Source organism: Rhodococcus sp. NPDC060176 (assembly GCF_042728675.1).
Lineage (GTDB): Bacteria > Actinomycetota > Actinomycetes > Mycobacteriales > Mycobacteriaceae > Rhodococcus_F.
Map to the genome: position 1 here is coordinate 1,247,079 of NZ_JBHWYS010000002.1, position 12,788 is coordinate 1,259,866.

The following is a 12,788-nucleotide window of genomic DNA, read 5'->3' on the forward strand; positions in this document are numbered from 1 at the left end:
ATCCGACAGACAACTCCGCCCGCACGCTGATCCTCGGCCAGAGCTCCTGCTGGACTTCCTTTTCGTAGACCACGACGAATGGATGTCGCACACCGCGCGGTGGGTAATCGGGCTTGCCGACGCTCGGTGACTACCGAGAATCGACCTACCGTTGCGGGTCAGCGCCGGATTCGGACCGGCTTCCCCCACACGCGTGGCTTGCAAGTGCTTCGAGCAGTATGCATGACGTTTCCGATTCAAGACCAAACGCCCACTACAGTCGATCTGGCCAGACGCCCCCACACACCGGAGTTGATACATGACACGCTGGGCCCAAACCGTCGTTGCCCGGAAATGGTGGGTACTGAGCCTCGCGGTTCTGATAGTTCTCATCAGTGGAGTGTGGGGACTCGGAGTGTTCGGCAAGCTCAGCCAGGGCGGATTCATCGATCCGGGCAGCGACTCCGCGAAGGTCGCCGACATCATCGAGGACAATCTCGGACCGCAGACCCCGGACATCATCGCGATCTACTCACCCACCGACGGTAAGACCCTGGACGACATCGGGCCGGCGGTGACGGCCGCGGTCGACCAGTTCAAAACGGAAGTGCCGACGGCGTCGGTGAAGTCGTATTGGGGAACGGACGCGGCGGCCAAGGCCAGTCTGCTCTCGAACGACGGATCCATGGGCGCCGTTGCGATCACGTTGGCACCGGACTCGGGAGTCACGCCGGCCACTTTCGCCGATCTCTTGCCGAAGCTCGAAGTCGAAGGCGCCGAGGCACAATTCGCGGGCAACACCGTCGTCGGCGTCGCATTCAACACCAAACTCGAGAAAGACCTGGTTGTTGCCGAGGCCATCGCCATTCCGATCACTCTGGTGCTGCTGGTCTTCATCTTCGGCGGCGTCGTCGCTGCCGCGGTTCCGGTGTTCGTGGGCGTACTCAGCGTCCTGAGCGCATTGGCGGTTCTCCGGATCCTCACCTTGATCACCGATGTGTCCTCATTCTCGATCAACGTCGCTTCTCTTCTCGGGTTGGGACTGGCGATCGACTACGGACTCTTCGTGGTCGGCCGGTTCCGTGAAGAACTGAATTCAGGCTCGGATCCGGGAGCTGCTGCCCAGCGAACAGTTCTGACGGCGGGTCGCACCGTCATGTTCTCGGGTCTACTGCTGATCTGTGCGTTCAGCGGCATGCTCGTTTTCCCCCAGGCCGTCATCCGATCTCTGGGCTTCGGCGCGATCGCTGCGGTACTGAGCGCGGCCGTCCTGTCGCTGACTGCTGTGCCTGCGCTGCTTGCCATTCTGGGTCACCGCATCAATGCCCTGACGTGGCGCAAGGACGCGGCACAACGCGGCGAGGAACGCTCGCGCAAATTCTGGGGCCGCGTCGTCACGTGGGTGATGAAGCGTCCGGTGGCGGTCTCGGTGACGATCGTCGCCGTGCTGCTCGTGATGGCCTCGCCTCTGCTCGGCGCCCGTCTGGGAGAGCTCTCGTACACCGCCCTGCCGGACAACGACCCCGCTCGTGTCGCGATGGATACATTGGTCAACGACTTCCCGCAGACCGGAAACGGCGCGACGATGATCCTGCAGGCCGAGGACGGGAACACTCTCACCCCGGCCGAAGGTGCAGCGATCGCCGAGTCCGCCGGTCAGGTCGAGGGCATCGGTCAGGCAACCGTGGTTGCGAGCACCAATCAACTCATCGCGGTTCAGGCGCTGTACAGCGAGGGATCCACGCCCCAATCGCAGAGCGCCGCAGTCACGGATCTACGAGAGATCTCCGCTCCGGACGGAACGGTGCTGCTTGTCGGCGGCGGTCAAGCCATGGTCGACGACGGCAACAACGCCGTCCTGCACTGGCTACCGGTGATGATCCTCATCATGGTCGGATCCACCCTGATCCTGTTGTTCCTTGCATTCGGGTCGGTGGTCCTGCCCATCAAAGCGGTGCTGATGGCAGCCCTGAGCCTCGCGACCACCTTCGGCGTCCTGACCTTCGTCTTTCAGGACGGACACGGCGTCGAACTCCTCGGGGTCAGTCAAACTCCGCTGGAAGCGACGTTCGTTGTGCTCATCCTGGCGGTGGTCTTCGGATTGTCCACGGACTACGAGGTTTTCCTGATGTCCCGGATGGTCGAGGCCAAGAACGCGGGAGCGACGACAGAGGAAGCGGTCAAGTTCGGAACCGAGCGCACCGGCCGCATCGTGACGGCTGCCGCCTTACTCCTGATCGTGGTGACCGGGGCCTTCGCGATGTCCGGGCTGTCGGTGATGAAGTTCCTGGGCGTCGGCATGATCGTCGCACTGATCGTCGACGCGACCATTATCCGCATGTTGCTCGTGCCCTCGCTCGTGAAGTTGATGGGCGAAGCGAACTGGTGGGCTCCCGCGTGGATGAAAAAGGTTCATGCGAAGGTCGGCATCGGCCACTGATTTTGGGCCACTGATCGCGCACTAGTGGATTTCCCTGATCGGGCAGTCGTCCTCGAGGATGACTGCCCGATCGTCTAAATCGCTCCACAGGGCGATGTTCTCCGAAGCTGATTTCGTCAGACTTGGAGCATGACAATTTTCGAATGGATCCTTGCTATCCCCGCTCTTGCGCTTGCCGTCGCGTTCTTGTTCTCCGGAATCATCTCCGCGGGCATCGACTTCGACGCCGAGGACGGGGTCATGACGCATTGATGTTCGTTTCCCTCTAGCCGCTGATCTTACTTTGGAGTAAGTTACCGACTATGGCCACATACATCGTCACTGGCGGTACCGGATTTCTCGGACGAGCTGCACTGCCACTCCTGCTCGAGCGTGATCAAACTGCTCAGATCCATGTGCTGGTCAGAGCCGGTTCTGTCGCCAAACTCGAAGAACAGGTGTCGGCAATTCCCGGCGGCGATCGCGTGCATCCGCTCATTGGAGATCTGACGGAGCCTGGGTTGGGCATCGATTCTCCCCCACCTGCCGACCACGTCCTTCACCTCGGCGCGATCTACGACATCACCGCCGGAGACGAGCAGGCTTCGACGAATGTCGAGGGCACACGCTCCGTGGTCGACCTTGCCGCACAGCTGAGAGCCACTCTTCATCACGTGTCATCAGTCGCAGTTGCGGGCGACTACCCGGGAACCTTCAGCGAAACCGATTTCGATTGCGGTCAAGGCTTTCCCACGCCGTACCACCGAACCAAGTTCGAGGCCGAGAAAATCGTTCGGGAACGAGAAGGCCTCACCTGGCGTGTCTATCGACCCTCTGCCGTGGTCGGTAACTCCGTCACCGGAGAGATGGACAAGATCGACGGTCCGTATTACTTGTTCCCAGGACTGGCGCTACTCGCGAAACTACCTGCAGCACTCCCCGTCCCGATCCCCAACCTCGGCGCGACCAACGTGGTGCCCGTCGATTACGTGGCCGCCGCCCTCGTCGAATTGATGCATGTACCCGGCCATGACGGCGAAGCATTCCATCTCGTGAATCCGAAACCTCAACCGGTACGCGAAATCTATGCCGGACTCGCCAAGGCCGCCGGAGCGCCGCGGCCCGCACTCAGCCTGCCGGGCGTGATCGCCAAACCCTTCGTATCGCCGTTGCCGATGGATTCGGCAGAATCGGCACGGAAGGTCTTCCTCGATCGCATCGGCATGCCTGCAGCATTACTCGACAACATGACGATGGCGCCGACATTCACCTCCGCGAGAACCGTTGCCGCCCTACCCGGATCGGGACTGGCGGTCCCCGAGTTCGGGTCGTACTCGACTGTGTTGTGGAAGTACTGGCGCGCAAACCTCGATCCCAATCGCGCACGTCGCACGCATCCCGAAGGACCACTCGTCGGGCGGATAGTTCTGATCACCGGAGGCTCGTCCGGAATCGGCAAGGCATCTGCCATTGCCGCCGCTCAGAAAGGCGCCACCGTTCTCCTGATCGCGCGCCGCACCGACGAACTCGATGCCGCGGTACAGGAGATTCGATCAGCCGGGGGCAAGGCATTCGGTTATCCCTGCGACATCACGGACGACGAATCGGTCCAGCACACGATCAAAAGCATTCTGGCAGAACATGATCACGTGGACATGCTGGTCAACAACGCCGGCCGATCAATCCGACGCGGTATCTACCACTCCACAGATCGTTTCCACGACTACGAACGAACGATGGCCGTGAATTACTTCGGCGCTGTGCGATTGGTTCTGGCATTGTTGCCGACCATGCGTTCTCGCCGCTTCGGCCACATCGTGAACATCAGCAGCGCGGGAGTTCAAGCGGCGACGCCCCGATTCTCGGCCTACGTGGCGAGCAAAGCTGCCCTCGACGGTTTCTCGGACGTAGCCGCCTCCGAAACCCTGGCAGACGGAATCACATTCACGACTATCCACATGCCGCTGGTCGAAACACCGATGATCGCTCCGACCGGCGAATACAACAACGGCCCGATCACCAGCCCGGAAAAAGCTGCGGCAATGGTGATCCGCGCGCTGATCGACCGCCCCAAACGCATCGACGTGCCACTGGGAACTTTGGGCGATCTGGGAACCCTGTTCGCACCGCACACCAAGGACCGGATCCTCAACCAGATGTACCAGGCCTTCCCCGATTCTCCGGCGGCAAAGGGTCAGGTAGACAAGGAAACTCCGGCAGACGTTCCGGCAACACCGACGCGTCAGCATCATTCACGTTCGCGCATCCGCAAACTCGGCCGACGCGCTGCCCGACTCGTGCCCGGAACGCACTGGTGATCGGTGGTGTGACTTCGCTCCGGAGCGGATCGGCACGAGGAAGGGATCTGAAGTGCTAGTCATCAGAATCTATCCTGACCATGGCCATCCCAGTTCGCTGTGGCCTTCGAGAGAACTGGTAATCATTCGGACGGATCAACCCTTTGTTCTCCCGAGCCAAATGGGAATCGACGACGAACTTGGAGAGAAGATACTGGCGTGGACTGATCGCTTCCAAAAGTTCTTTGTGACTGAGATCGACGGCTTCGCGATGCGACCGCGGTGGCGTCCAGGGATTAATGTCTTCGACTGGTACGACGAGGGCTATCAGATTGTTGGCGACCTCCGCACACGGTTCCCGGATGTGCACGTCAAGCCCGAATTCGCCCAATACGTCTTTTCGGTCAACGAGCGTCGGGAAAGCATGGGGCTTGTGCCCGTAAGCCTTCCAAACGAACCCAAGCCCGGGCATATAAGCATTTCAGAACTCCTGCACCCCAAGGGTCAACACAAGTCCTAGTGCAACTCGAGAGCCTTGGGTTCAGTCGGCGAATCCTCACCGGGGTCACGCTGGCAAAAGCAATCAACCGCCAGTTGCACAGCGTTCCGTATCGGTGCCTGATCCCGGGACCACCAGACCAGACTCGTAGGCGATGACGACAGCGTGCGTTCGATTCTGAGCACCGAGCTTTGCCAGCACATTTCCAACGTGCGTCTTCACCGTCTCCAGGCTCACCACCAGAACCTGAGCAACATCCGAGTTGGACAGCCCGGTGGCCATCAACCGCAGTACCTCTTCCTCCTTTGCTGTCAGCGCTGCATTCGGGAACGCCTCGGCGGAAACCAACGGGCGGGGCGTAACCATCCGGCGTAGCGCGGCAGGGAACAGGATCACTTCGCCCGCCGCCACCACACGTACTGCCGCTGCGATCTGCGGGACTGGGAGCCGCTTCAGCACGAAGCCACTCGCACCCGCACTGAGTGCGGCCGTGACGTAGCCATCGTTCTCGAAAGTGGTGATTACCAAGACTTTCGGCGGTTCGGTGCACTCGGCCTGGAGGTGCCGGGTTGCCTCTATACCGTTGCGCAGCGGCATCCGCACGTCCATCAGCACCACATCCGGACGAAGTTGCCGCGAAAGCTCCACTGCTTCGATACCGTCGGAAGCCTCGCCGACGACCACAATCCCGGGCTGAGCTGCGAGCAGCATACGCAGGCCGCTGCGGGTGACGTCGTCGTCATCCGCAATCAGCAGGGTGACTGGCATACTTGCAGGGTTGGAGGCGTCCTCACTCCAGTTGGCTTCGGTCATCGTGCCACCCGTACCGGCAACTGAACACTCAATCGCCAGCCCTGGGCTCCGTCCGGTCCAGCCTTGAACTCACCGTTCAAGAGTCGCACGCGCTCGGCCAGACCGCCCAGGCCGCGCCCTGATCTTCGAACTACGTCTTCCTTTCCCCCGGTCACTGCCCCGATGCTGTTGACCACTCTGAGCTCGACGCTCTCCGAGCCGACTGCCACCGTGATTTCGATCGGCCCACTGTCCCCGTGCCGCAGAGCATTGGTCGTCCCCTCTTGCAGGATCCGGTACGCCGCGCGCGAGAGTGTCCCCTGGATCTGTGAAAGGTCACCCGACAGGTTCACCTCCACAACCGCCCCCGCATGCCGCAACCGATCAATTAACGCGGGCAAGTCCGACAGCGTCCGAGAAGGTACAGCCCCAGGCCTCTCCTCGCGAAGTACACCCAGTACATAGTCCAGGTCCTCGAGCGCTGCCCGTGTCGACTCCTCGATGCTACGCATGGCGGCCCTCGCGGCGGCAGGATCGGAGGCAAGCACCTCGCCCGCCACCGCCGCCTGGATCGTGGCGGCGGTGAGCGTGTGCCCGATCGAGTCGTGCAACTCGTGAGCGACCCGATTACGTTCGGCCAGTTGCAGTTCACGTTCTTCCGCCAGCGCGAGCCGTTCGGCCGTGGACGGCCCCAACAGTCGTGGCGCCAGCCACCTCAGCAGTGTTGCCACCAGGACACAAATTCCTGCCGCAAGCAGGAGGCAGCCGGCCGCCACAACCCAGGTCCATCCACCCGTCACGTCAACCGACGTATCGAACAGACTGATTCGCGCCGTGCCGCCGAGCCAGTTCCCCGGGAGCGAAATCCCCATGATGAAAAGGACGATGGTCGCGAGCGCCGCCATCCAGCCCACCATGACATGCAGGACAATCCAGAGCGGGGCACGCCAACGATCAATGTCCGAGAGGTTGGGAGTACGGTGTCCGAGCGCTGGGCTCGGCAGCGACACCTGCAGAAGTCGGCGGGCAGACACGATGAGCGCGCGTCGCACAGGATGCGCCAGGCCGAGTGCTCCTACCAGAGTCACCCATACGAGCAGGACCGAAAGCACCCGGACGAACTCGGGTGCGGATTGCCAGGCGAGAGCAGGCAACATCGCAACCACCAGAAGTGGCAGGCTCGCCAACACACCACAAAAGGCGAAAAGCACAGCTGAGTATGTAGAGCCCCGCATCAGCGGTCGTAATCCTGTGATCATGATTCGACCAGTATGACTGGGCCGCTCGGCGATGGCCTCCCCCAATCGAGGGAGATGGTTTTCCCGCGTCGGAGCGATGCGCGACCGATCCTCCAGCAGACACGATCGTGTCCAGACCGATCAATCTCTCCAAGGAGTTCTACTGATGCGTCGCCACAGTCGACAGGGCCAACCTAACTCACCCCGAAGACAAGGCCGGAAACGGCACCGCGCCCTCTGTTCCGTCGCAATGACTCTCAGCGTGGTCACCCTCGGTGCGTGCTCGTCGACCGCCGATACTGCCGCTGCGGGGCACGATACGGTTCAACGCTCCCTCGACGCGCTGGTGAGCGAGGACGGACTACCCGCCGCCCTCGCAAGCGTCCAAGACCGAAACGGTAACTCCCGCAACTACACCGCAGGTGTCGGTGACCTGACCACCGGATCAGAGGTGCCGCACAACGGCCAGATACGGATCGGCAGCAACACCAAAACCTTCACCGCAGTAGTGGTCCTGCAACTGGTCGCCGAAGGAAAGATCGAACTCGACACCCCCATCGAGACCTACCTACCCGGACTCGTCCGCGGAGAAGGGATCGACGGCCACAACATCACCATCCGCCAACTCCTCCAACACACCAGCGGACTCTCCAACTACAGCAACTACCTGGAAGACGAAGTCCGATACTACGATCCACGCGAACTTCTCGACATCGCGCTCGAACATCCCGCCGACTTCGCCCCCGGAACGAGTTGGAAGTACAGCAACACCAATTACGTCCTCGCCGGCCTACTCGTACAGAAGATCACCGAAAAACCCCTCGCCGAGGAGATGAACCGGCGAATCTTCGCGCCGATCGACTTGCAGCACACATACTTTCCTGAACCGTACGACGAGAAGATCTCGGAACTCCACCCCCGCGGCTACTACCGGGAGTCATCGGACGCGCCTCCCGTCGACATCACAGAGATAGACCCCTCGTGGGGATGGGCAGCAGGGCAATTGATCTCCACCACCTCGGACCTCAACCAGTTTCTCCACGCACTCCTCGACGGACGACTGCTCCCCGCAGCCCAACTCGACCAGATGCGCACTACCGTCCCCGCGGAGGAAACCTTCGGACCCGAGGCCCGCTACGGACTTGGATTGGTCAGCCGTCCGCTACCGTGTGGCGGCCTGTCCTGGAGCCACGGCGGCAGTTTCCCTGGATACGAGACACGCGGGGGCGCTACCGACGACGGACGCGAAGCGAACATCGCGGTCACCATGCAAGTCGCCGACGATGCCACCCGGAGAAAACTCGAACACGCGGTGGATATCGCCCTTTGCCGCTGAGGCTCTCCTGTCAATCGCCAAAAGTCGCCTACTCCTGAATAACTCGTCAAACCGACAGTATCGGCTGCGAGACGCGGGACTCCGCGGTGCAGTCAGCTACACCCCGTACGCTCCGGCGCGCACCACCGAGAGACTGCACTTCGCACCATGGAGGAGGCGTACGCACGTCAATACTGTTCTCTGCATATGGAACTCACCATGAGATCCGACAACAGGAGGCCACAACCAATGACCACCCTTCGACGTCGCCCCCTGCTCACCGTACTTCCGGCAGTCACCGCTGCAGCCCTCACATTGGGCGTGAGCGGATGTGGTGACGCCACTGATTCCACTGATTCCACTCGGCAAAGCGACGCTGCCGTGCAACAGGCGCTCGACGGCGTCATCGAGCAGGGGATCCCCGGCGCACAACTCGTGATCTCCGACCCGTCGCGGGGCACTCGCATCATTCGTGCGGGAATGGGAAACACCGCCACCGGCGAGCCTGTCCCCGATGATGCGCGGGTCCGAATCGGCAGCAACACAAAGGCCTTCGTCGCGACCGTCGTCATGCAACTCGTCGACGACGGACTGCTCGACCTCGACATGAGCATCGAGCACTACCTGCCCGGAACCGTCGTAGGCAACGGGAACGACGGCAACCGAGTCACCATTCGAGATCTCTTGCAGCACACCAGTGGACTGACGGACTACCTCGCCGCCGGCGGAGCACGGCCGGAAGACATCAAGCCCGGCCAGCTGCTGGTGGGGACAAGCGCACAACCATCGGAGCACTTCTCCCCCACCGAACTGGTCGATATCGCGATGTCCCTTCCGCCCGGCCCGGCCGCCAAAGACAAGGCTGTCTATTCGAACACGAACTACATTCTGCTCGGGGTGCTCATCGAGAAGGTCACAGGACGCCCTGCCGCGCAGGAGATCACCACCCGCATAATCGATCCGCTCGGACTGAAGGACACCTATTTTCCCGCCTCCCGCGAGACACAGATCCGCGGTTCTCATGCACAGGGCTATCACCCGATTGACGGCATTCAGGTCGATGTCACCGATGGCGACGTGTCGTGGGCCGACACCGCAGGTGCGATGGTCGCAACCGGCGCCGACCTCAACACTTTCTTCACGGCTTTGCTACGCGGCGATCTCGTCTCGAATGACAGGCTCGCCGAGATGAAACACACCGTGCCGTTCGACAGGAGCCCGCAGGACAGCTACGGACTCGGGCTGGTCCGCGTGAACAGCTCCTGCGGGAAGGAGATCTGGGGTCACGGCGGCGGAATTCCCGGCTTCGGCACCTCGGGCGGAGTCGATACCACAGGACGCGCTGTGACTCTCACCCTCAATCGCATCCCGATGAGCGAGGACGCCTTCGTAGCAGCACAGCGAGTTGTCGACGCAGCAATGTGCGCGGAGTGAAGGAAACATGTTCGTGCACGACTTCGCGCGCAACATCGAACAACAATTCTTCCCGATCGAACGATGTCCCGACCCCTACCAATCCTCAGGAGTTCTACTGATGCGTAACAATATTCGAAAGGTCTTCCCTTCCTCAGATCGCCGGCAGGCCCGCAAACAGCACCGGACCTTTTCGGTCGTTACCGCGATGGCCCTCGGTGCCATGACGCTGGCGTCCTGCTCGCCGTCGTCCGCCCTCAGTCCCGATACCTCCGGTTCTTCCTCCACCGAGTCCGACGCGGTTCAACGCTCACTCGACGCACTGGTGAGCGAGGACGGACTACCCGCCGCCCTCGCAAGCGTCCAAGACCGAAACGGTAACTCCCGCAACTACACCGCAGGAGTCGGTGACCTGACCACCGGATCAGAGGTGCCGCACAACGGCCAGATACGGATCGGCAGCAACACCAAAACCTTCACCGCAGTAGTGGTCCTGCAACTGGTCGCCGAAGGAAAGATCGAACTCGACACCCCCATCGAGACCTACCTACCCGGACTCGTCCGCGGAGAAGGGATCGACGGCCACAACATCACCATCCGCCAACTCCTCCAACACACCAGCGGACTCCCCGAGTACGGAATACACGTCAATGACGAAGAGATCAGATACCGCTACGCCGACCCCCACGATTTGCTCGACATCGCCTTCCAACACCCCGCCGACGCACCGCCCGGAACGAGTTGGGGGTACAGCAACACCAACTACATTCTGGCCGGCCTACTCGTACAGAAGGTTACCGGCCGTCCCCTCGCCGAGGAGATGAATCGACGTATCTTCGCGCCGATCGGCCTGCGCGACACCTACTTCCCATCCCCGGGCGACATAACCATCCGGGGTCCCCATCCCAAGGGATACCACCGCACCGCACCAGACAGCCCACTGAGTGACGTCACAGAGATGGACCCGTCGTGGGGATGGGCCGCAGGACAATTGATCTCCACCACCTCGGACCTCAACCAGTTCCTCCACGCGCTACTCGACGGACGACTGCTCCCCGCAGCCGAACTCGATCAGATGCGTACCACCGTCCACGTCGGCGGGCCCACCGGACTCGAGTACGGCCTCGGCCTCACCAGCAGGACTCTTTCGTGCGGCGGGGTCTACTGGGGCCATGGCGGCGACATAGTCGGTTACGGGACCCGCGGCGGCATCACCGACAACGGGCGCGCCGTAAACCTTGCGGTGACGGCTCTTCCCTCGACTGCGTCCGCCACGCAACACGTCGTAGACACCGTGGACAGAGCTTTGTGCAGTTAAAGCTCTGGTGACAGCGTCACCCTGAATCGCAACCGAGTAACGCTGTACCGACCGACGAAACATTCGGTCGGTTATTGGCCGAACGGACCAATGCGGCCAACGTGTCCGCTGCCACACTTCATCAGTCCATGCGGCACAACGCAATTCAGGAGGCATGATGAAGTCGGAACGCGCCACAGTTGAGGAACCCTCGCATAGCGGCGGCAAGTCGATACAAAACATATTGGACAACAAGTCAATTCGTCGAACAACGACTATGACTGTTGGGCTGCTCAGTACGATCTGGATGATCGACATGATAGATCGCGTGATGATCGGGCTTGCACTGCCGATGATCGGAGACGAATTCTCCCTCAGTAATACGCAATTGGGCGGAGTCGTGTCGATCTTCGCCATCTTTTACATGCTCGGGCAGGTCCCCGGCGGCATGCTGGCCGACCGATTCGGACCCCGGCCACTGTTGATCGTTGCGTTGATCCTGTGGTCGGTGTTCACCGCACTGACAGGATTCGCCTGGGGACTCGTCTCGCTGATGGTCATGCGTGCGATGTTCGGGCTCAGCCAGGGTCTCTTCCCAGCAGCGTCGTTCAAAGCTCTGGCTGAGCGAACCCGTCCGAAAACTCGCGCCACGGCCATGGGCTTCATGATCGGTGCAAACAACCTGGGCCCCGGCATCGCACCATTGATCATCGCCCCAGTTCTCATGGCCGTCGGTTGGCGGGACGCATTTTGGCTGGTGGCCATAGTCGGCGCTGTGATCGGCACAGTCGTCTGGTTGGTGCTCCCGGCGCCGTTGGACACAGAGATCACGGAAGATCCGGAGGCCGCACTGCAACCGCTCGCCAGTGAACACTCACGCGCCGCGGTATTCAAGTCCGTTTCGGTCTGGAAGTTCGCACTTCTGTTCTGCCTGGCCAACATGGCCGGATATGGGCTGTTGACCTGGGTGCCGAGCTACCTCCTCAACGAAAAGGGGCTCTCGCTGATCGATACGGGAATCTTCGCGGCGATCCCGTTCATCGTCACGGCATTGGCCATCGTCGTCGGTGGACGTCTGGTGGACAAGTACTTCCACGACAGCGCGCGCATTCTGCTCGTTCCGTGCATGGCCGCCTCTGCCATTCTGCTGTTCTTGATGACTACCACCGATACCGTCGCGATGTTCACGTTCTATCAAACCCTCGCGATGGGCGTCAGCGGACTGTGCTCGATGTCGATCTTCGCCCTCCCGTTGCGGGCATTGCCCGCCGAATTCCTCGGTTCCGGAATGGGTTTGATCAACGGTTGTGGACAGCTTGCCGGTTTCATCACCCCCCTCGTGATGGGATGGATGGTGGACCAGTTCTCGTACATGGCCGCGTTCGGAGTCCTGGTCGGTGCGACGGCTGCGGCGGCATTGGTGGCCATGATCGTTCCACAGACCCCGGCGAAATTCTGAGGGCTCTCACGTGGTCCGGCGAAGTGGCCGCTGAAGGGTCGTTCCCAGCAGTGGCCGCTTCGCCGATCCGGACCTGACCC

10 protein-coding genes and 1 riboswitch are annotated in these 12,788 nt (G+C 61.4%); of the genes, 8 read left to right on the plus strand and 2 right to left on the minus strand.

The window, feature by feature from the left end; genetic code table 11:
• Positions 1-80: 80 nt before the first annotated feature.
• Positions 81-227: riboswitch (cobalamin riboswitch) on the minus strand.
• Between the two features lie 71 nt (positions 228-298).
• The 4 genes from ACFWEM_RS14230 to ACFWEM_RS14245 all read left to right on the plus strand — a co-directional run bounded on the left by ACFWEM_RS14230 (position 299) and on the right by ACFWEM_RS14245 (position 5,215).
• On the plus strand, positions 299-2,419 hold the full coding sequence (locus ACFWEM_RS14230) for an MMPL family transporter (protein WP_378534334.1): 2,121 nt from the start codon (positions 299-301) through the stop codon (positions 2,417-2,419).
• Positions 2,420-2,548: 129 nt separating this feature from the next.
• A complete protein-coding gene (locus ACFWEM_RS14235) occupies positions 2,549-2,671 on the plus strand; it encodes a hypothetical protein (RefSeq protein ID WP_003940840.1) in 123 nt (40 codons plus the stop codon).
• A gap of 50 nt (positions 2,672-2,721) precedes the next feature.
• A complete protein-coding gene (locus ACFWEM_RS14240; protein ID WP_378534336.1) occupies positions 2,722-4,716 on the plus strand; it encodes an SDR family oxidoreductase in 1,995 nt (664 codons plus the stop codon).
• Between the two features lie 160 nt (positions 4,717-4,876).
• Positions 4,877-5,215: a hypothetical protein gene (locus ACFWEM_RS14245; protein WP_378534338.1), complete on the plus strand. Its 339-nt coding sequence runs from the start codon at positions 4,877-4,879 to the stop codon at positions 5,213-5,215.
• Between the two features lie 63 nt (positions 5,216-5,278).
• Here the strand turns inward: ACFWEM_RS14245 and ACFWEM_RS14250 are convergent, their stop codons facing one another.
• Both ACFWEM_RS14250 and ACFWEM_RS14255 read right to left on the minus strand, forming a co-directional pair.
• On the minus strand, positions 5,279-6,007 hold the full coding sequence (locus ACFWEM_RS14250) for a response regulator (protein WP_378534340.1): 729 nt from the start codon (positions 6,005-6,007) through the stop codon (positions 5,279-5,281).
• Entirely contained in the window at positions 6,004-7,197 is a 1,194-nt protein-coding gene (locus tag ACFWEM_RS14255; RefSeq protein WP_378534342.1) for a sensor histidine kinase, read from the minus strand. The genes ACFWEM_RS14250 and ACFWEM_RS14255 overlap by 4 nt, the downstream gene beginning before the upstream one ends.
• Positions 7,198-7,474: 277 nt before the next feature.
• Here ACFWEM_RS14255 and ACFWEM_RS14260 point away from each other — a divergent pair, with 277 nt between their 5' ends.
• The 4 genes from ACFWEM_RS14260 to ACFWEM_RS14275 all read left to right on the plus strand — a co-directional run bounded on the left by ACFWEM_RS14260 (position 7,475) and on the right by ACFWEM_RS14275 (position 12,708).
• The gene (locus ACFWEM_RS14260) at positions 7,475-8,560 is read left to right on the plus strand and encodes a serine hydrolase domain-containing protein (protein ID WP_378534344.1); all 1,086 of its coding nucleotides are present in this window, start codon (positions 7,475-7,477) and stop codon (positions 8,558-8,560) included.
• A 228-nt stretch (positions 8,561-8,788) separates the two neighbouring features.
• A complete protein-coding gene (locus tag ACFWEM_RS14265; protein WP_378534346.1) occupies positions 8,789-9,973 on the plus strand; it encodes a serine hydrolase domain-containing protein in 1,185 nt (394 codons plus the stop codon).
• 100 nt (positions 9,974-10,073) lie between these two features.
• A complete protein-coding gene (locus ACFWEM_RS14270) occupies positions 10,074-11,270 on the plus strand; it encodes a serine hydrolase domain-containing protein (protein WP_378534348.1) in 1,197 nt (398 codons plus the stop codon).
• A gap of 286 nt (positions 11,271-11,556) precedes the next feature.
• Positions 11,557-12,708: an MFS transporter gene (locus ACFWEM_RS14275; protein WP_378534350.1), complete on the plus strand. Its 1,152-nt coding sequence runs from the start codon at positions 11,557-11,559 to the stop codon at positions 12,706-12,708.
• The last annotated feature ends 80 nt before the right edge of the window (positions 12,709-12,788 follow it).

Coding starts and splice junctions, on each gene's coding strand:
- ACFWEM_RS14230 (WP_378534334.1), top strand. CDS start 299: ATGACACGCTGGGCCCAAACCGTCGTTGCCCGGAAATGGTGGGTACTG.
- ACFWEM_RS14235 (WP_003940840.1), top strand. CDS start 2,549: ATGACAATTTTCGAATGGATCCTTGCTATCCCCGCTCTTGCGCTTGCC.
- ACFWEM_RS14240 (WP_378534336.1), top strand. CDS start 2,722: ATGGCCACATACATCGTCACTGGCGGTACCGGATTTCTCGGACGAGCT.
- ACFWEM_RS14245 (WP_378534338.1), top strand. CDS start 4,877: ATGGGAATCGACGACGAACTTGGAGAGAAGATACTGGCGTGGACTGAT.
- ACFWEM_RS14250 (WP_378534340.1), bottom strand. CDS start 6,007: ATGACCGAAGCCAACTGGAGTGAGGACGCCTCCAACCCTGCAAGTATG.
- ACFWEM_RS14260 (WP_378534344.1), top strand. CDS start 7,475: ATGACTCTCAGCGTGGTCACCCTCGGTGCGTGCTCGTCGACCGCCGAT.
- ACFWEM_RS14265 (WP_378534346.1), top strand. CDS start 8,789: ATGACCACCCTTCGACGTCGCCCCCTGCTCACCGTACTTCCGGCAGTC.
- ACFWEM_RS14270 (WP_378534348.1), top strand. CDS start 10,074: ATGCGTAACAATATTCGAAAGGTCTTCCCTTCCTCAGATCGCCGGCAG.
- ACFWEM_RS14275 (WP_378534350.1), top strand. CDS start 11,557: ATGATCGACATGATAGATCGCGTGATGATCGGGCTTGCACTGCCGATG.